Below are 20,439 nucleotides of genomic sequence, written 5' to 3'. Positions count from 1 at the left end.
CATGTCGAACAGTTATCATATTGCAATTTTGCCCGGTGATGGTATCGGTCCTGAAATTATGACCCAAGCCCATAAGATATTGGATGCCATCCGTCAGCGTTTCAATATCCGTATCACCACTAGCGAATATGATGTGGGTGGGATTGCTATCGATCGTCACGGTTGCCCATTGCCGTTAGAAACCGTAACCGGCTGTGAACAAGCTGATGCTATATTGTTCGGCTCCGTAGGTGGCCCTAAATGGGAACATTTACCACCAGCAAAACAACCTGAGCGCGGCGCACTTCTGCCATTACGCAAACATTTCAAACTGTTCAGCAACTTACGCCCTGCCCGCTTATATGCCGGATTAGAAGTATTTTGTCCTTTACGCAGTGATATTGCTGCCAAAGGCTTTGATATTTTATGTGTCCGTGAACTAACAGGCGGTATCTATTTTGGTCAACCCAAAGGACGTGAAGGCCAGGGTAAATATGAGCGTGCATTTGATACTGAAATTTATCACCGCTTTGAAATTGAACGTATCGCCCGTATCGCCTTTGAATCTGCCCGCAAACGCTGTAATAAAGTGACGTCTATTGATAAAGCAAACGTGTTGCAGAGCTCTGTATTGTGGCGGGAAGTGGTTACTGAGATTGCAAAAGAGTATCCAGATGTAGCAATCAACCACATGTATATTGATAATGCCACCATGCAGTTGATTAAAGATCCGTCTCAGTTTGATGTGATGCTGTGCTCCAATATTTTCGGTGATATTTTATCCGATGAATGCGCTATGATTACCGGTTCCATGGGAATGCTTCCTTCCGCCAGCTTGAACGAAAAAAGTTTTGGCCTGTATGAACCGGCGGGTGGCTCTGCACCGGATATTGCCGGAAAAGGCATTGCTAACCCGATAGCCCAGATCCTATCTGCTGCTTTACTGTTGCGTTACAGCTTAGGTCATCATGATGCGGCTAATGCGATTGAACAGGCGGTTAACCATGTGCTGGAACAGGGCTATCGCACAACCGATTTGGCCGGAAATGGCAAAGCAATCAGCACTGATGAAATGGGCAGCGTTATCGCCCGTTATGTAGCCGAGGGTATTTAACATGGCTAAGACTTTATATCAGAAATTATATGACGCTCATATTGTCCGGGAAGTCCCGAATGAAACCCCGTTGCTCTATATTGATCGCCATTTGGTTCATGAAGTGACCTCCCCGCAGGCGTTTGATGGTTTGCGTACGAAAGGCCGACCGGTGCACCAGCCGGATAAAACGTTCGCAACAATGGATCATAACGTATCCACGCAGACAAAAGATATTAACGCCTGTGGTGACATGGCGCGTATTCAAATGCAGGAGTTGATGAAAAACTGTGCCGAATTCGGTATCACATTATATGATCTGAACCATCCCTATCAGGGAATTGTTCATGTAATCGGACCGGAACAAGGCATGACCCTGCCAGGAATGACGATCGTTTGTGGTGATTCCCATACCGCCACGCATGGCGCATTCGGTTCACTGGCTTTCGGTATTGGTACTTCTGAAGTTGAACACGTACTGGCCACCCAAACCCTGAAACAAGCCCGTGCTAAGACGATGAAAATCGAAGTGGTTGGTGATGTCGGTAATGCAATTACCGCCAAAGATATCGTTCTGGCAATCATTGGCAAAACAGGCAGTGCGGGTGGTACAGGTTATGTGGTTGAATTCTGTGGTAAGGCGATTGAAGCGCTGAGTATGGAAGGCCGTATGACCTTATGTAATATGGCAATTGAAATGGGCGCTAAAGCGGGGTTAGTCGCGCCAGATGAAACCACATTTACTTATATAAAAGGCCGTCAATTCTCACCAAAAGGAGAACTGTGGGAACAAGCTGTTGCTTACTGGAAGACACTGAAATCCGATCCTGCTGCACAATATAGCACCGTTATTACTATTAACGCGGAAGAGATCTCGCCACAGGTCACATGGGGAACAAACCCAGGGCAAGTCATTGCTATTGATCAAACCATTCCCGCACCGGAATCTTTCAGTGATCCTGTTGAACGTGCATCTGCTGAAAAAGCACTGGCTTATATGGATTTAAAACCGGGTATTAAATTGACAGATGTGAAGATCGATAAAGTCTTCATTGGCTCCTGTACCAACTCCCGCATTGAAGATTTACGGGCTGCGGCAGCCATCGCACAAGGCCATAAAGTTGCACCAGGCGTTCAGGCGATCGTCGTTCCAGGATCGGGCCCCGTTCAGGCGCAAGCAGAAGCAGAAGGTTTAGATAAGATTTTCATAAGTGCTGGTTTTGAATGGCGCTTACCGGGGTGTTCAATGTGTCTGGCAATGAATAATGACCGTCTGCAACCCGGTGAACGTTGCGCTTCTACTAGTAACCGTAACTTCGAAGGGCGTCAGGGGCGTGGTGGACGCACGCATTTGGTCAGCCCGGCGATGGCAGCAGCAGCAGCGATTAATGGTCATTTTATCGACATACGTCATCCAGCACAGAAGTCATAAAGGAGGAATTATGGAAAAGTTTATTCAACATACTGGGTTGGTCGCTCCTTTAGATGCTGCAAACGTTGATACCGATGCCATTATTCCAAAACAATTTTTGCAGAAAGTTACCCGTACCGGATTTGGTCAGCACCTGTTTCATGACTGGCGTTTCCTTGATGATACGGGACAAAAACCCAATCCTGACTTCATATTAAACCAGCCCAGTTATCAGGGTGCCAGTATCCTTCTGGCGCGTGAAAACTTTGGTTGTGGTTCCTCCCGTGAACACGCCCCCTGGGCATTGACGGATTATGGTTTTAAAGTGGTTATTGCGCCAAGTTTTGCCGATATTTTCTATGGTAACTCCTTCAACAACCAGTTACTGCCAGTGAAATTAGATGATAAAGATGTTGATGAACTATTTGAATTGGTTCAGCAAAACACAATTTGTCATTTTACCGTCGATCTGGAACAACAGAAAGTACACGCCGGCAATAAAAGCTACGATTTTGAAATCGATGGCTTCCGACGTCACTGTATGATGAATGGTCTGGACAGTATCGGCCTGACATTGCAACACCTGGACGCCATAATCGCCTATGAGCAGGAACAGCCGGTTTTCCTGCGTTGACCTTTCCCTTTATTTATTCATCCCGTAGTTTTGTACTACGGGATTTTTTTAGATCTGACCTATGGATATGTGGATAAGTTTTTTCTTCGGCCTAACGTGTGAAAAATAAGCAAAGTGCAACATGAAATATCCCTGACAAAAGGGCTGTGAATAAAATGTTTATTATCAGATTCCCGTGTGTTCTAATAAATAATATCTGCAACATAAAATTTAATAATTTAAGGCGCGTTAGATGAAGTTAAATATAACCGTCAATACATATCCATCGATTTAATGCGATATAGAGAAATACGATTATGAAGTGACGGTGGTAAAGGGAAACAAAAAGGCATCGTACATAGTTTCTTTCTCTCTACTGGATGAGCCTCTCAAGGCACTTTTTGAGCCTATTTATGAAGATGAGCATACTTTGAACGGCATCTTCTCAGTGGATTTCTTTGATGTTGAGGCTATTTACTCTGGAGCTCAGGATTATCGCTTTGACACATATTCTGATATGAACTATTCAAGAGCCGAACTGGAGTATTTCTTTGTGCGTGGCATTGGAAAAGCAATATTAGATTTTTGCGCTTCACATAAAAACAAAGTTAAGGTTATTATTTACTTCCCAATGAAACCAACATTGGCTCAATATTATGAGCGCTTGTTGAAAAAATACTCAGATGGCGTAAAATATATCTACCGAAAAGATCTGGCTGATGAGGAATCCTTATATGTCATTGAAATCTTATAATCGGCCACAGTTGTCAGCGGCGGCTTTGGCCCGCAGAGAAACACTTATGGCTTTTCAGAACCGAGTTGCAGAATCCGTTAAAAATGATGTCTTGAAAAAGCGTCAGGGTTCCGGAAACGTCACCGAACAGGTTCCCGCTAAAAAAGAGCATCCGCTACCCTGATAAATCATGAATTTAAAAGATCTTGCCCAATCTCCAGTAACGAATAGGTCTTCTGGGGATCGGGCCACTGTCCTATTATCTCCGGTATGACAGCCCTTTGGGCTGTTGGCTATCCATCTCCCCCTAATCCTAAAAGTTCGCTTCGCTCTCAATAAGAATTTAGGTGGGAGAATTCCACAATTTTATTAAAGTAGAAAATAAAGGTCACCCTGCCCTACTTAACACGGATTCAGACCGCCATCTTTTTCAGTTTTGAGAAGTTTTTAGCTGATCCGAGGCCAGTCGCTGAATCCTTACCCCCCAGAAATAGAGGTTAACCTAGCATATTGAGGAAATTAATAGTCATGAATCGCAACAGTAGCTGGACAAATCTCTATCAATACCAGATTATGACTCATTTTGAACTGATACGTAAAAAAGAGGCGGTATAGAAGGACGGTACACACAATGTACAGTAAGAAAAAAAGCCAGTAAGGTTTCTTACTGGCTGGCAAATCACCATTACTCAAGAAAATTGGGGGAGAAGCCAGATTTCGTTCTGGCCTATTGAGCTACTTTCAATATGGATAATTATCGGCTAAATATAAGGAGATAAAAATTGATCAATAATACTGCGGAGTTCCTCTTTTATGCCCAGCCCACGTTTACAACAACAATTCATCCGATTATGGCAGCACCATCAAGGAAAAGAGGTTGAAACAACGTTACAAGAGCTGGCAAATGTATTGCACTGTTCAAAGCGCCATATCCGTTCACTGCTCAACAATATGCAGAAAGCTGGCTGGTTACAGTGGCAGGCAGAGTCCGGTCGGGGGAAACGTTCTCAACTGAATTTCCTACAAGATGGGAGGAAACTCCAGCAACAACGGGCTGAAGAGCTGCTTGAGCAACAGAACATTGAGAAACTGGTTCAGCTGGTTGGCGATAAAAATACCGTCCGTCAGATGGTGCTATCCCAGATTGAACGCCGTTTCCGCCAAGGAAAAAACTTACTGCGGATACTCTACTACCGCCCTTTCCCTAACCTGTTACCTGGATCACCTTTACGCCGTTCTGAAATTCACCTGGTCAGGCAGATATTTAATAGTCTGACACGTATAAATGAGGAAAATGGGGAACCAGAAGCTGATTTAGCTCATCACTGGCAACAGCTATCTCCAAATCATTGGCGCTTTTATCTGCGACCTGCCATCCATTTTCACCATGGCAGAGAATTACAGATGGAGGATGTCATCACTTCGATACAAAGGTTACGTCACCTGCCTCTCTTTTCCCATATTGATAAAGTCACTACCCCGACACCACACGTAATTGATATCTTTCTTTTAGAACCCGATCACTGGCTCCCTTTATTGATTGGCAGCCCACACGCCATGATTTTGCCTCAAGAGTGGCAGCAACTACCGAACTTCTCTCGCACGCCAATAGGAACTGGCCCTTACCAGGTAATAAAAAACAGCTCACAGAAACTACAAATTCGTGCCTTTGATAATTACTTTGGCTTTCGGGCGCTGATTGATGAGGTGAATATCTGGATTCTGCCAGAATTAGCCGAGAAACTGGTTTGTACAACCCTGCATCTGGAAAGTGACAGCGCGGGTAATAACTCGTTAGAAAGCAGGATGGAAGAAGGCTGTTATTTCCTGCTGCATGATCACCGTTCGGCTCAATGCAGGCGAGAAGATGTTCGCCAATGGCTATGCAGCCTGCTAACACCAATAAATCTGTTAGCGCATTGCGACCCTTTTTATCAACGCCACTGGTCACCCGCATATGGCCTGTTACTACGCTGGCATCACAGTAAACTGATACCCGAGTTGAGCAAACCAGAAGACATTACTCATCTGACCGTCACTCTTTATCATCAACATCACGAATACCACACAATCAGCCAGATCCTTCAGACCATACTGACCAAGTGTGGTGTCGAATTGAAAATCAATATTGTGGATTATGACACATGGTTCAATGGCGACGCCGAAAGTGACTTCTGGCTTTCTACCGCCAATTTTTATAATCCTCTGGAATTTTCACTGTTCGCTACATTGTATGAAATACCATTATTGAAAAAATGCCTCGGTGATAACTTGAATCAAGAAGTATCACAATGGCGACGACAAGAATTATCCCTTGAAGAGTGGTGCGAAAAAATAGTTGATGAACATTGGCTGTATCCATTATTTCACCACTGGCTTGAGTTACAAGGACAGCGAAGTATGCGAGGCGTCAAAATGAACACTTTTGGTTGGTTTGATTTCAAATCTGCCTGGTTTAACCCATTTGACTACCCCTCTTCCTAAAGGAAGAGGATTCCCAGAGGCTGGCTAATAAGGGGTAATTCACAGAAAAAGCCAGAGTTATGAACATACACAGGTGTACAAACCCGCTTTTATTCACTTTTTCTGTGGATATCTATGTGAAAAAGGCAGGGGTAATTCAAGTATAGCTTTATGTTATGAATTATCAGTCTATAGACAAAAAATGAAATAGTATTTATTTTTCATTGAAATAGCAGCTATTTACCCTGCTATCTCAAACATCCATCACCGCCATAATGAACAACACCAGTTGTGGCGAACAAAAAATAATCAATAACAATGTTATCCACACGTTATGCTTTTGAGTTAAGCAAAAAACAGGGTTTTTGTAGAAAAAAGTGTTAGTCAAATCTGTAAATCAAACCGGTGATCTCATTTTTGTCTACTTATCCCATAAAACTGTGGATAACATGGTGTAAGATCCTGTTCATTATTACCAGCAATAGGTGAACAACAGAGTCACTCAATCTTACAATACTTGAAACAGCAATAAAAAATGTTTGTATATCATGCTATTATCACTTTATTAGTTATTACGTAAAACCCAGATTTATTATTCACAGAGACTAAGGCTGTTTTTTGACCTAAAAAGCGGATATCCCAAATGAGCACACTTTTTTCCCCTCCTCTTCCACCGGATAATGAACAACAGTTGTTTGAATGCGCCCAACTCCTGGCGGGTTTATCAATGGGAGAATTGGCGGCAAAAGCAGATTTACCTATCCCTCCCAATCTGAAACGGGATAAAGGTTGGGTAGGCATGTTATTAGAATATTATCTCGGTGCCAGTGCCGGCAGTAAACCAGAGCAGGATTTCGAACATATCGGTGTTGAACTTAAAACTATTCCTGTAGACAGAAGAGGTTACCCATTGGAAACAACATTTGTCTGCGTTGCACCCTTGACAGGGAACAGCGGTATTACTTGGGAACGCTGTCATGTCCGGCGCAAACTATCCCGTGTGCTGTGGATACCCGTTGAAGGTGAACGGGAAATTCCTTTAGCTAAACGCCGGGTCGGCTCCCCTTTGCTGTGGAGTCCCAATAAAGAAGAGGAAGAGTTACTACGCTATGACTGGGAGGAATTGATGGATCTTATCGTACTTGGCAAAGTAGAGAGCGTTACGGCCCGTCATGGTGAAGTACTACAGTTACGCCCTAAAGCAGCCAACAGCAAGGCATTAACCGAGGCAATCGGAGCACACGGACAACCTATTATGACTCTGCCCCGGGGGTTCTATCTGAGGAAAAACTTTACTGCCCCGCTACTGGCCCGCCATTTCCTGATTTAACATTGATCTCTGACAGGTTTTTTCATTGATATACTTACCTTGCATTCAATCGCGCGTATAATTAAGTCTTTACCTTAAGGTTTTAATAAGCAATGTTAGAATGGATTGTTGATCCTCATGCTTGGATGGCACTTGCCACCCTGACAATTCTGGAAATCGTTTTAGGGATTGATAACATTATCTTTTTGTCGCTTGTTGTGGCAAAACTCCCTCCCCATCAACAAAATAAAGCACGCAAAATTGGGCTGATGGGCGCGATGCTAATGCGTCTGGGGCTGCTGGCATCTATTGCCTGGGTTATCCGGCTGACCTACCCGATCTTAACGGTTTTTGAACATGATGTTTCTGCCCGGGACCTAATCTTATTCTTTGGCGGCCTGTTCCTGATCTGGAAAGCCAGTAAAGAGATTCACGAAGCCATCGAAGGGGGCAATGAAGAAGGCTTAAAACGTCCTGTTCACTCTTTCTTTGGCGCTATTATCCAAATTATGCTGTTGGATATTATTTTCAGCCTGGATTCCGTCATCACCGCCGTTGGTCTCTCTGATCATCTGTTTATTATGATGGCAGCGGTTATCATAGCCGTCGCTGTCATGATGTTGGCCGCTCGTCCTATCGGCGAATTCGTTGACCGTCACCCCTCAGTAAAAATGCTGGCGCTGTCATTCCTGATCCTTGTGGGCTTTACCCTTATTCTGGAAGGCGCACAAATGCACATACCTAAAGGTTATATCTATTTTGCGATGTTCTTCTCAATGGCAGTAGAAACACTGAATCTGATGCGTGGGAAAAAGAAGAAAAAAGAAAATTAGTTATGGCTCTGCAATAGCGCTAAAAATATCATTTTCTATGTAGCAAAAAATCGCCGGTTATTCCGGCGTTTTTTGTTATACTTAGCTAATCTAGCCAAGTATAGGCATCTCATTATGACTGTCCAAGCAAATATGCATGAAGCTAAAAGTAACCTAAGCCAGTTAGCAGATAAGGCTGTCGGTGGTGAAGTTGTCATTATAGCCAAAGCTGGAAAACCTTATGTCCAGCTTGTACCAATCACCCAACAAAACAGAGTTCCTGGAGGATTCGAAGATCTTATTACGATAGAAGAGGATTTTTTTAATGCAGATCGGGAAATTCAGTTCATGTTTGAAGGTGACAAATGAAACGTTTGCTGCTCGATACACATGTTTTCATCTGGTGGCTTACCAATGACCCGAAACTAGGACCGATTACGCGGAACATTTTGTCCAAAGGGGCAAACACTGTATATGTCAGTGCTGTTACACCTTGGGAGATATCTATTAAACGCTCTATCGGTAAACTGGACTTCAGAGCCGACTTTGAAATTGCTATGGAGAAAAACAGCTTCTTCCCGCTATCTATATCACATGCCCATGCGGAACATGCTGGAAACTTACCACGCCATCATGGTGATCCTTTTGACAGGATGCTAATTGTTCAATCTTCTATGGAAGGACTAACACTGATTTCAGCTGATAGTATTTTCTCTCAATATGGCATTCGGTTAATTGATGCTCGTATGTGAAAAATGATGGAAAATATTCAGAAAAGTGCATATATAAGATTACGCTGATTCAAATAATACCTGAGCTTTAGGGAATAAATTTACAACTCGCTATAAGTTTATTGACTATCCCCTAAAGCTATTATCAGAGCAGAAGAATTTTAGACTGTCTTCTTAGCCGCTTGTAAATAAAGCATCTCCAGCGCGATAGTCGCACCTGCCAGAGCGGTAATCTCGGACTGGTCATAAGCTGGCGCAACTTCCACCACATCCATACCCACAATATTCAGCGGCTGCAAACCACGCAATAATTTCAATGCACGATCGGTTGTCAAACCACCAATTACCGGTGTACCGGTACCGGGTGCAAAAGCAGGATCAAGACAATCGATATCAAAAGTCAGATAAACCGGCATATCGCCAACAGTCTCTTTTATCTGAACAACCAAATCATTCACATCACGGTCATTAACCTGAGCGGCATCCAGCACCGTGAAGCCATCATCCTGACCATGTTCAGTACGGATGCCAATCTGTACTGAATGATGTGGGTCGATCAACCCTTCGTTTGGCGCATGATAGAACATGGTGCCGTGATCAAATTTGCTGCCATTTGGATAAGTATCAGAATGAGCGTCGAAATGAATCAGAGCCATTTTACCAAAATGTTTGGCATGAGCGCGCAATAAAGGCAAAGTAATGAAGTGGTCACCGCCAAAAGAGAGCATACGCTTACCGGAAGCTAACAGTTTTTCAGCATGAGCCTGTAACTTATCACTCATATTCTGAGCATCACCAAAGTCGAAGACCAAATCACCACAATCCACAACGTTCAGACGATTGCGTAATTTAAAATCCCACGGCCAACGGCTGCTTTCCCACGCCAGGTTGGTCGAAACCTGACGAATAGCCGCAGGCCCGTGACGACTGCCTGAACGGCCTGATGTTGCCATATCAAATGGCACCCCGGTAATCACCCACTCTGCATCGCTGGAATACGGCTGGAAGTTCAGCGGAAAGCGCAGGAAACCGAAGGCATTAGAAACCAAAGAGTTATCTTGTTGGTTGCCCAAGGTATTTATTGTCATGATATATCCTCAACAATCTCCCGACAGAACAAGGCTATTTCATTACAGAATAAATACGCAAAGCCATGACAAGATGGGGTATCGCTGAAAGAACCCCATATTCATGTATCTTTGATATTTAACTGATATCAATAACCTTATCTGTATATAAGAAGCTTAATTAACGCCAGAAGATTATTCATCTTCCAGATATGTGTAGCCATAAAGACCACTTTCAAATTCCAGTAAAAATTGCTCTTGCAAACCTGCATCCAGATCTGCGCCTTTTACCTGATCACGGAAACGAGCCATCAATACATTAGGGTCCAGTTTCACATATTGCAACATATCAGCGACTGAATCCCCTTCTTCACTTTGGTTATAAGTAACTTCGCCATTATCGAATACATAAACATCAATAGCCGCAGTATCCCCAAACAGATTATGCATATTGCCCAGAATTTCCTGATATGCCCCCACCATAAAGAAACCAATCATTGGCGGGTAATCAGGATCATAAGCAGGCATAGGCATGGTCGTTGCCACACCATCACCATCCACATAATGATCAATGATGCCATCGGAATCGCAGGTGATATCTAACAATACAGCACGACGATCCAACGGCTTATCCAGCCCTTCAATCGGTAAAACAGGAAACAACTGGTCGATACCCCATGCATCAGGCATAGACTGGAACAGAGAGAAATTCACATAGAGTTTATCTGCCATACGCTCTTGCAGCTCATCAATAATTGGCCGGTGAGCACGATTGCTGGGATCAAGATCCTGCTGAATATGACGACAGATATTCAGATAAAGTTCTTCCGCCCAAGCCCGTTCCGTCAAATCCAGCATTCCATGCGCATATTGTGTATGAACATCATGCAGATCAAGCTGACTGTCATGCAACGATTCACGTAAAGAACGTCTATTCCCTTCGGAATGCATCTCCTGCCAGGTCTCCCACAGGCTGGCGATCGGGCGGGAAGCATCCTCTGCCGGTGGCGTCGTCTGCGTAAATTCATTACGTTCAACCCCGATAACATTGGATACCAACACCGTATGATGAGCCGTCAGGGCACGACCAGATTCGGTGATAACGGTCGGGTGTGGTAAACCATGCTCATCACAGGCATCACCAATACCCCAAATGACATTGTTGGCGTATTCATTCAACCCATAGTTCACAGAACAATCAGATTGAGAACGGGTCCCTTCATAATCGACACCCAATCCACCACCAACGTCAAAGCACTCAATATTGACACCGAGTTTATGTAACTCGACATAAAAACGAGCTGATTCACGAACACCTGTTGCGATATCACGAATATTCGCCAACTGTGAGCCAAGGTGAAAATGCAGTAATTGCAAGCTATCAAGCCGGCCTGCTTCACGCAGGATCTCAACTAATTGCAGTACCTGAGTCGCAGCTAGCCCAAACTTCGATTTTTCACCGCCACTGGCTTGCCATTTACCCGAACCCTGAGATGCTAAACGGGCACGGACACCCAAACGAGGGATGACATTCAGCCGTTCAGCCTCTTCCAGTACCTGAGCAATTTCAGACATTTTCTCGATCACCAGATAAACCTTGTGGCCGAGCTTTTCACCGATTAGCGCCAGACGAATATATTCACGATCTTTATATCCATTACATACGATTACGGTACGCGTCATACCCGCGTGTGCTAACACCGCCATGAGTTCCGCTTTGGAACCTGCTTCAAGCCCTAAAGGCTCACCGGAACTGGCCAGTGATTCAATGACACGGCGTTGTTGGTTAACTTTAATGGGATAAACTAAAAAGTAGTCGCCTTTATAACCATATAACTCTCTGGCGCGTTTAAATGCCGCGTTAATTGAACGCAGACGATGTTGCAGGATTTGAGGAAAACAAAATAGCGCCGGCAAGCGTAAATGTTCCTGTTCCTCCTGAACTTTTTTCACCAATCCCGCAAGATCAATTCTTGCCTCTGGCAAATCAGGGTTTGGACAAACACTGACATTGCCGAGATCATTGACATAGTAGTAACTCCCTCCCCAATATGCAATATTGTAAGTCTGTTGCATTTTACGAGCGATATTATCATTCATGGCAGTCTCCTTTAATGGAGTTAGAGTTTCGCCTTCGCCTGTAATTAATAAATAACTCAAAACACCATCATTTTACGTGTTGAGAAATATCAGGGAACAGCATGCTCTTAAGGTTGTAAAAAGCGTTTAGTTACGACTAAACAACGACAAAATTACCGAGTGACAATACGCCTGTGCGACATATCCGACCTATTTGTTGGCAACAGATAACATCGAATTAAAGACATATTGAAAAGAAAGGAAAAAGACGCGGATATATCCGACGACAAGTGTGGCTGTTGGCCATTAGCAATCAGCAGATAATGGTTCATTACCCCATTCACCCCCACACATGACTCATACCAAGGAGCCATTTTCTCAATTGAGAAACAGAAGCTATTAATATAGCTCTCTGCGAGTCTGTAGCACAAAGAATCCAACTACGGCCGCTGTTTATACTCGCAATTACACAAAATTGCAAAATGAAATTGAACAAAACTCACATATAAGCAAAGAAATTATTTGTCAGCAGATGAAAATTACCATTTGAACTAAAAAAATCTGGAATATGGATAAGAATTACCCTAGAATAGCCGTCTAGATGTTAATCCATCCGTTTCCAAACTGAAATTATATTTTTAAGGTAACGTTATATAATGACCACATACCTTTTCACTTCTGAATCTGTTTCCGAAGGGCATCCTGATAAAATCGCAGACCAAATTTCTGATGCTGTTCTTGACGCTATTTTGGAACAAGATCCAAAAGCCCGCGTTGCGTGCGAAACCTATGTTAAAACCGGCATGGTTATGGTTGGTGGTGAAATTACTACCAGCGCCTGGGTTGATATTGAAGAAATTACGCGGCAAACAGTTCGAGAGATTGGTTATGTTAATTCTGAGATGGGTTTTGATGCAAACTCATGCGCAGTATTAAGTGCGATTGGCAAACAGTCACCGGATATTAATCAAGGTGTTGACCGCGAAGATCCGCTACAACAAGGTGCTGGTGACCAAGGGCTAATGTTCGGTTATGCAACCAACGAAACTGATGTACTGATGCCTGCGCCTATCACCTATGCACACCGTCTGGTTCAGCGTCAGGCTGAGGTCCGGAAAAATGGTGTATTGCCGTGGCTGCGTCCCGATGCTAAAAGCCAGGTAACTTTCCAATACAATAACAACAAAATTGTCGGTGTTGACGCAGTTGTCCTTTCAACACAGCATTCTGAAGCGATTAATCAGAAAGATCTGCAAGAAGCCGTCATGGAAGAGATCATCAAGCCGGTTCTGCCTGCTGAGTGGTTAACTCCAACAACCAAATATTTCATCAACCCAACCGGCCGTTTCGTCATTGGTGGCCCAATGGGTGATTGCGGCCTGACTGGCCGTAAAATTATCGTAGATACTTACGGTGGCATGGCTCGTCATGGTGGCGGTGCATTCTCCGGTAAAGATCCCTCCAAAGTTGACCGTTCAGCGGCTTATGCTGCACGTTATGTCGCAAAAAATATTGTTGCCGCAGGCTTGGCTGATCGCTGTGAAATTCAAGTTTCCTACGCCATCGGCGTTGCAGAACCAACTTCCATTATGGTGGAAACGTTTGGTACGGAAAAAGTTTCAACAGCAACCCTGACTCTGCTGGTGCGTGAATTCTTCGATCTGCGCCCTCATGGCTTGATTCAGATGTTGGATCTGTTACATCCAATCTACCGTGATACTGCTGCATACGGACATTTTGGTCGCCCACAATTCCCGTGGGAAGCGACAGATAAAGCAGAAATCCTGCGTGACGCTGCGGGCTTGAAGCAATCAGCGGTCAATATATAAAAGCAAAAAGCCCGGTTTGGATAACTGAACCCGGCTTTTCTTAACATTCGCGGGTTATTGAAGAAATCCTGAAATTGCTATTTTTATCTGGCTTATTTAAGGATTTCTATTAACATTCGATTATCCTTGCCTTCTTTAATTTTCAACACATGCAATCAACCAGAATTCCTGTTGCCTTACAACAAGCTGTCATGCGTACTTTGCGGCAAAAGCTGCAACAGGCAAACTTATATCTCAATTGTGATTTTCCAGAACCTACAATAAATTACCGCCAGCGTGGTACCTCCGCAGGCAGTGCATATATAAAAGATTGGCAAATACGCCTTAATCCGGTGCTATTGATTGAAAACCAACAGGCTTTTATTGATGAAGTTGTTCCCCACGAACTGGCTCACCTATTGGTTTACCGCTATTTTGGCAAAGTATCTCCACATGGAAAACAATGGCGTTGGATGATGGAAGAAGTATTAGGTTCTACGGCTAGCCGAACACATAAGTTTGAAGTCGATTCAGTGCGTAGTAAAACTTTTACTTATTACTGTCGCTGCCAACAACATGAGCTGACTCTGCGACGTCATAATAAGATATTACGGGAAGAGAGCCATTATATCTGTAAGAAATGTGGAGAAAAGCTTATTGCTAAATCAATTGTTTCTTTTAATTCTGATTTATAAATTTTTATAAAAAAATGGGATTAAATTATTTTACTATCTAAGTGAGTATTATCTGCTTTTTAACCTCACTAAAAAAGTAAAAAAAGTGATTAAGGATTTTTTAAAGCGAGTAAAAGATTCGATGTTCTGCCGATATAGAAAGAGAAAGCAGTAGGAAAAACAAGTTTTAAATTGATTAATAAAGCAAAATGACAACATTAACCCAATAGAGAAAACATTAAATTATATTAAAATATTTAACAGGATTAATATTATTAAGCAAATTATCAGCGAAAAAGCACGAAAACATTTAAAATCATTAAAAATGATTAAAGAAATTGGCGTTATTTTTAATACCATTAACACATCTGTTGCTCTCTGGTTTTAAACCTAAAAAATAAAATTCATAAAAACGATAAAAATTGATTATCAGTTTAATAAAAATGGGGAAATTCAATCGGGTTCTGAAAACAAAAAAACCATTAAATTGCCAGTGAAACCGCGTCAGTAAAGATAAAAAGTGGATATAATTAGCGTTCGTTAAATGTAAAACATGATAACCGATGATGATTAAACTTAATAAAAAGCAGGCGTTAAAAGGGGTAAAAACAACGGTTAAAACTTTATACCGATTAAAACCATAAGTTAAAAAATGACTTTTAATAACAGTTTAAAGCCTGACCATCATAAATCTATCAGTTAAAAATGAGAAAAAGAATTGGTTTTATTAATGCTTATATACCCGTAGAAAGGGCAAATAAGAATATTAAATATATCAATCAAAAAACATATTTTAAAAAAGGAACCGACTTTAATAACGTTTTCAACCGAGGAATAAACTTTCTCATAAACCAGTTAAATAATCGCTCATGAAAAATCCGAATAACAAAGTCCACACTGGGCAATAAGTGCATTAGAAAACGGTCAGCAGGATCTGCTATCTGAAGCATTACCCTTATTGGAGAGTATTTTACTTAACTGCGCACTTAAACACACCCAATACTATGACGCGGAAACTGAAAGACCTATCGATAAAGCTGGGGTTAGAGTAAGGAGAGAGTATCCCCATCCTTATCACCACTTTTTGAAATTTAATATATCTCATTCCCCATTATCAGGATTAAATAACCCGATCTTGATCACATTTCATACTATCCATTCAGACAGATAAATAATTCCACATTAGAATAGTTTAATTATGACACTATCAAATTATCAATATTCTCTATGGAAAGATTACCGTTTTATCACCAAAACCTGGCAGCACTTACCCTACCGGCAATTTCCGCACTGACACAAGCCTCAATCCTTGTCAGCTCTGCGGATCAAGAAACAGTCACGCAACAACAAAAAACCTTGTTGCAGCAAGCTCAACAACAATGGGCAGCGCTGCGTCACAATTTAGTCAGCATCACTGACTTTGTCACACTTAACGTAAAAAAAGGAAAAGTACGATGGATAAACGCAACAACTCGATGGTCAGGGCCACGAGTTATCTTTTAATTTACCTGACTGCGGTCTATCCGCTTCATCCGGCTATTGCGGCTGGGATAACGCCGGATAACGGCCAAACACAGGTACAAAATCAGGGTAATGTCCCGGTGGTGAATATCGCCACACCGAATGACGCCGGGATATCCCATAACACCTATCAAGAGTTTAACGTTGCCACTCAAGGTGCCGTACTCAATAACGCCACTCAGGCGGCCCAATCACAACTGGCCGGGCAACTTAACGCTAACCCGAACCTCAAAGGCAACGCGGCGGAACTGATTATTAACGAAGTCACTGGCAGCGGACGCTCTGAACTGCAAGGTCAGTTGGAAATTGTCGGCAATAAAGCCAACGTGATGATTGCCAACCCTAACGGCATCACCTGTGATGGCTGTGGCTTTATCAATACTGCCAGCGCCACCCTGACCACCGGGAAGCCTCAATTTGATAAACAAGGTGCGCTGGAAGCGCTGGAGGTGAAACAAGGCCAGATTACCATTGGCGGCAAAGGGCTGGACGGCAAGGCAACGGATTATGTCGATATTATCAGCCGGGCAACGGAACTAAATGGAAAAATTCAGGCTAACACCCTGTCACTGACGCAGGGAGCCAACCGCATCAGCTTAAAAGACGGCACGGTTAACTCTCTCGCTGGAGAAGGCGCTAAACCGCAATTAGCCATTGATACCAAAGCATTAGGCGGCATGTATGCCAATAAAATCCGGCTGGTGGCCACTGAAGATGGTGTTGGGGTGAATTTGAAAAATTTAACCAGTGACCAGCGTGATATCACTTTAAACGCTAACGGTAAAATCGAATTAGGCAATACCAACGCTAAAACCGACTTAAATATTATCGGCAAAGAAACGCATATTGCCCCGAATATTACCGTGCAAGCAGAGCGGGATATGACTCTGGCAAACACCACGCTGGAAAATAAAGGCCGCGTAACCGCCGGCCGGGATATGCGGGTATTTGGTGACACCGTACGCAATATCGGTGATAAAGCCTTGCTGCAAGCCAACGATAATCTGTGGATACAGAAAGATGCGCAGGGAAATAAAGGTCAGTTAGTCGAGAACAGATCGGCGACAATAAAAACCGTCAAGGGGGATTTGGTTATCCGCACGAATAAATTGAATAACGTGCGCGCTGTTTTTACCACCCAGTGGCATGAAAAAAAACCGGATTCACAAGCATTCACTGCCAATGTGCTTGGCAACGGTTGGAAAGACGATCCTAATCTGTTGATCATCATCGAGCCCTATCTGAACAATCCCCCGGTGGGAAAATGGTTCGGCCATGTCAACATTAAAGACAATCCTCAGGTTAATGACAGTCAAAAAACACTCACTGTCACCGAGACAAGCCCGGAAGCGCAAATACTGGCAGGTAATCACCTGTATCTAAACGGCGATGAGATTGTCAATGCCCAGAGTAAAATCGCGGCGAATAAAAATCTTATCATGACCGGGAACCGTTATCTCAACAGCAGTGTTTCCCTCGGCAGTCTGCATGGGTTTACGTCATATGCTTTCCCCGAAATAAATGAACATTTCCGATGGAAAGATGGCATTGGTCACTCGATAGACGATGCTAAAAAGCAATTTCCCGACATGGAGCTTGAGCCGGTTTATGTCAACCTGATCAAACAGGGCAAAAGTACCGCTTTTTATCCGTCCGGGGCGGTCATGGGCACGGTTTCCGCCGGGGGGAATTTTGTCGCGGACTTCAACGATGACATCAAATTTGACACCCCATCGCCCCTCGGGGATACCTCGCTTAAGGAACGTGGGTACAACGGCGTCAACACCGCAGTTTCCGCCAATAACATCGTGCTGCACGCCAAAAATATCTGGGGTGAAAGCGGTTTTCAGGCAAAACAGGATTTTTCCGCCATTGCCGAAAACAATCTCCATCTTCAACGTGCCGACCTCCAGGCCGGTCAGGCCCTTTCCCTGCTGGCCGTGAATAACCTGAGTGCCACGCAAACCGGGTTGGGCGGCAAAGACATCAACCTGATTGCCCGCCAGGGCGATATTCGATTCAGTGAACCTGATATTCGCTATTACGACAGTGACGGCAAACCGCACGTTTCCCAACTGAATGCCCGTGAAAAAATGACGTTACAGGCGGGCAACAATATTCAGCTGGAAAACGTGGCGGTCGCCAAAAACACGCAACTGGGGCTGTATGCCGGTCAGGATATTCAACTGGTACGCAATGAAAGCCGGCTCACTCACGCGCCTCTCGGCAAGCCGCCCGCCGATGATGAATCCCGGCTGAAACAGGTCGGAGGGTGGGAAAGTACCGGGGATATAGTGATCTCGGCGGGTCGCACCCTGCAAATTCAGGGCCTTACCCTCAATGCCGGTCAATCCGTCAGTCTGAATAGTGGACAAGATATCAATTTATCCCCCCGTGCGCTGAATCAAGACGATGATAACGCCTTTAAAACGCAACGCCGTCCAGAAATGCGCACACAACTGCTTGCCGGTCACCACCTCACATTAAATGCCGCGCGGGATATCCACTTGCAAGGTGCCAACCTTCGGGCCAAAAATCAGGCAACTGTTCTGGCCGGCCGGAATATGACACTGGAGGCATTGCCGTATTCCGCTCTCGTCAACCCGTCGGAGGAACATCAGGATGAACGCCATCAGGGGACCGACCTCCGGGGAGAAAAGGGGCTGACGCTGGTCGCGAATGGCACCCTGACCACGCAAGGGAGCACGCTGAACTCAGCTGGTCATATCATGCTCACCAGCGGGGGCAATATGCGCGTTGAATCGGTACGTCACCATACGAGCGGAAGCGGAACCGAACGTTACACCCAGCAAGGCACCGAGATAAACAGTGGCGGTCATCTGACGATACTCTCCGGTGGGAGTATGCTGTTTCAGGCGACAAAACTGATGGCGAAAGGTGCGATAGATATTGCGGCGCAAGGGGGTTTTCTGTACGCCCAGGCCATGGAAGAAACCTACCGATGGGAAGAAAAAAAGAAAAGCTGTAAGAAAGTGCTGGGCATTCAGTCCTGCACCGTTTTTGGTTCTAAAACGGAAACCCGGAAAAAAGAGAGCGCCACGAATAAAGTCACCGAATTTACCGCCGACGGTAATATTAATCTGCTGGCAAAAGATGATGTGACGCTGGAAGCCGTCCGGGTTAACACGCAGCAAAATGCCGGCATCACCAGCCGCACAGGTCAGGTGAATTTCAAGGCGGTGAAAAACACCACGTTTGAACAGACCATTACCGAATCCACCGGCTTTTTTATTACCCACAGTGATAAAGGCTACATCGAAAATACCTGGGTGCTTCCGGCGATCCATTTCGGCGGAAAACTCACCGTCGAGGCTGCTAACGGGGTCAGCGCGGATATTAAAGCTAAAAATGGTCAGTCATTACACAATGCCCTCTCCGTCTTTGGTAATACCCCGGAAACCGCCTGGTTGAAAGGACTGAGTGAACGTCAGGATGTGCAATGGAGCTTAGTCAACGATGCGTATGACCGCTGGGATTATAAAAGCCAGCACCTGAATCCGGTGGTTTCGGCGGTGATAGCGATTGCCGTGGCTACCGTGACGGCAGGTGCAGGCATAACAGCTTCTGTGGCCGGATCAGCCGCAGGCACGGCAGGTTCAGCGGCGACGGCAGCGGGGGCAACAGCCAGCACCGCGGCTACTGTGGGCTCCATGGCTTACGGTGCGACAGCTTCCGGCATGGCGGCGCTGGCCTCTCAGGCGGCGGTCGCCCTGGTGGATAATCAGGGTGATCTGTCCAAAACCTTAAAGGCCATGGGCAGCAGCGACACCGTTAAATCCACTTTCACATCCATGGCAATAGGTGGCGCACTGGCGGGCTTTGACTCGGTGATGGGATGGGATAACGCGGCGAATGGCGCAAAACTGGAACCATCAAAGGCAACATTACCTTCCCTGAGCAACGGCGACTGGAGCAAAGTGGCTCAACGGGTTGCAGGCCAGTCCATTATCGGTGCCAGTCTGGGCACAACGATTAATGGCGGCAGTTTTAAAGATAACTTCACCACCGCATTACTTGCCAATATCGGCAATCAGATGAATGCAGAAGGGGCCGGGCTGATTGGTGATAATGGTCAGGTGTTAGGTTTACCCGGAAAAACGATCAGCCATGCGATTGTTACAGGTA

16 protein-coding genes are annotated in these 20,439 nt (G+C 44.5%); 14 read left to right on the top strand and 2 right to left on the bottom strand.

Features of this window, described 5'->3' with window-relative positions:
- Position 1: 1 nt before the first annotated feature.
- The 10 genes from leuB to C5471_RS19725 all read left to right on the top strand — a co-directional run bounded on the left by leuB (position 2) and on the right by C5471_RS19725 (position 9,165).
- The gene (gene leuB / locus C5471_RS19770) at positions 2-1,093 is read left to right on the top strand and encodes a 3-isopropylmalate dehydrogenase (RefSeq protein ID WP_133814839.1); all 1,092 of its coding nucleotides are present in this window, start codon (positions 2-4) and stop codon (positions 1,091-1,093) included.
- A gap of 1 nt (position 1,094) precedes the next feature.
- Complete coding sequence (gene leuC, locus C5471_RS19765; protein ID WP_133814840.1) at positions 1,095-2,504, top strand: 3-isopropylmalate dehydratase large subunit; 1,410 nt, start codon at positions 1,095-1,097, stop codon at positions 2,502-2,504.
- 7 nt (positions 2,505-2,511) lie between these two features.
- Positions 2,512-3,117 carry a 3-isopropylmalate dehydratase small subunit gene (leuD, locus tag C5471_RS19760; protein WP_133815006.1) on the top strand — a complete coding sequence of 202 codons (606 nt, stop codon included), beginning with the start codon at positions 2,512-2,514 and terminating at the stop codon, positions 3,115-3,117.
- A 307-nt stretch (positions 3,118-3,424) separates the two neighbouring features.
- Positions 3,425-3,850, top strand: coding sequence for a hypothetical protein (locus C5471_RS19755; protein ID WP_133814841.1), 426 nt, complete (start codon positions 3,425-3,427; stop codon positions 3,848-3,850).
- The gene (locus C5471_RS19750; protein ID WP_133814842.1) at positions 3,831-4,013 is read left to right on the top strand and encodes a hypothetical protein; all 183 of its coding nucleotides are present in this window, start codon (positions 3,831-3,833) and stop codon (positions 4,011-4,013) included. The genes C5471_RS19755 and C5471_RS19750 overlap by 20 nt, the downstream gene beginning before the upstream one ends.
- A 629-nt stretch (positions 4,014-4,642) precedes the next feature.
- On the top strand, positions 4,643-6,313 hold the full coding sequence (sgrR, locus tag C5471_RS19745) for an HTH-type transcriptional regulator SgrR (RefSeq protein ID WP_133814843.1): 1,671 nt from the start codon (positions 4,643-4,645) through the stop codon (positions 6,311-6,313).
- 622 nt (positions 6,314-6,935) lie between these two features.
- Positions 6,936-7,622 carry a DNA mismatch repair endonuclease MutH gene (gene mutH / locus C5471_RS19740; protein WP_133814844.1) on the top strand — a complete coding sequence of 229 codons (687 nt, stop codon included), beginning with the start codon at positions 6,936-6,938 and terminating at the stop codon, positions 7,620-7,622.
- A gap of 92 nt (positions 7,623-7,714) precedes the next feature.
- Positions 7,715-8,434 carry a TerC family protein gene (locus C5471_RS19735; RefSeq protein WP_133814845.1) on the top strand — a complete coding sequence of 240 codons (720 nt, stop codon included), beginning with the start codon at positions 7,715-7,717 and terminating at the stop codon, positions 8,432-8,434.
- Positions 8,435-8,548: 114 nt separating this feature from the next.
- Complete coding sequence (locus C5471_RS19730) at positions 8,549-8,782, top strand: type II toxin-antitoxin system Phd/YefM family antitoxin (RefSeq protein ID WP_133814846.1); 234 nt, start codon at positions 8,549-8,551, stop codon at positions 8,780-8,782.
- A complete protein-coding gene (locus C5471_RS19725) occupies positions 8,779-9,165 on the top strand; it encodes a type II toxin-antitoxin system VapC family toxin (RefSeq protein WP_133814847.1) in 387 nt (128 codons plus the stop codon). Before C5471_RS19730 ends, C5471_RS19725 begins: the two co-directional genes overlap by 4 nt.
- A gap of 140 nt (positions 9,166-9,305) precedes the next feature.
- Here C5471_RS19725 and speB read toward each other — a convergent pair whose 3' ends face one another.
- Both speB and speA read right to left on the bottom strand, forming a co-directional pair.
- A complete protein-coding gene (gene speB / locus C5471_RS19720; RefSeq protein WP_133814848.1) occupies positions 9,306-10,232 on the bottom strand; it encodes an agmatinase in 927 nt (308 codons plus the stop codon).
- A gap of 174 nt (positions 10,233-10,406) precedes the next feature.
- Positions 10,407-12,311, bottom strand: coding sequence for a biosynthetic arginine decarboxylase (speA, locus tag C5471_RS19715; protein WP_133814849.1), 1,905 nt, complete (start codon positions 12,309-12,311; stop codon positions 10,407-10,409).
- Between the two features lie 635 nt (positions 12,312-12,946).
- Here speA and metK point away from each other — a divergent pair.
- The 4 genes from metK to C5471_RS19695 all read left to right on the top strand — a co-directional run.
- The gene (gene metK, locus C5471_RS19710) at positions 12,947-14,119 is read left to right on the top strand and encodes a methionine adenosyltransferase (RefSeq protein WP_133814850.1); all 1,173 of its coding nucleotides are present in this window, start codon (positions 12,947-12,949) and stop codon (positions 14,117-14,119) included.
- Between the two features lie 149 nt (positions 14,120-14,268).
- Positions 14,269-14,793, top strand: a complete 525-nt coding sequence (locus tag C5471_RS19705) for a SprT family zinc-dependent metalloprotease (RefSeq protein ID WP_133814851.1) — start codon at positions 14,269-14,271, stop codon at positions 14,791-14,793.
- A gap of 1,206 nt (positions 14,794-15,999) precedes the next feature.
- A complete protein-coding gene (locus C5471_RS19700; protein ID WP_133814852.1) occupies positions 16,000-16,275 on the top strand; it encodes a hypothetical protein in 276 nt (91 codons plus the stop codon).
- A partial coding sequence (locus tag C5471_RS19695; protein WP_166296301.1) for a two-partner secretion domain-containing protein occupies positions 16,227-20,439 on the top strand: 4,213 nt, incomplete at its 3' end. The genes C5471_RS19700 and C5471_RS19695, both read left to right, overlap by 49 nt.

This window comes from Photorhabdus tasmaniensis (genome assembly GCF_011189505.1).
Lineage (GTDB): Bacteria > Pseudomonadota > Gammaproteobacteria > Enterobacterales > Enterobacteriaceae > Photorhabdus > Photorhabdus tasmaniensis.
This window is presented reverse-complemented; position numbering and strand designations above follow the sequence as displayed.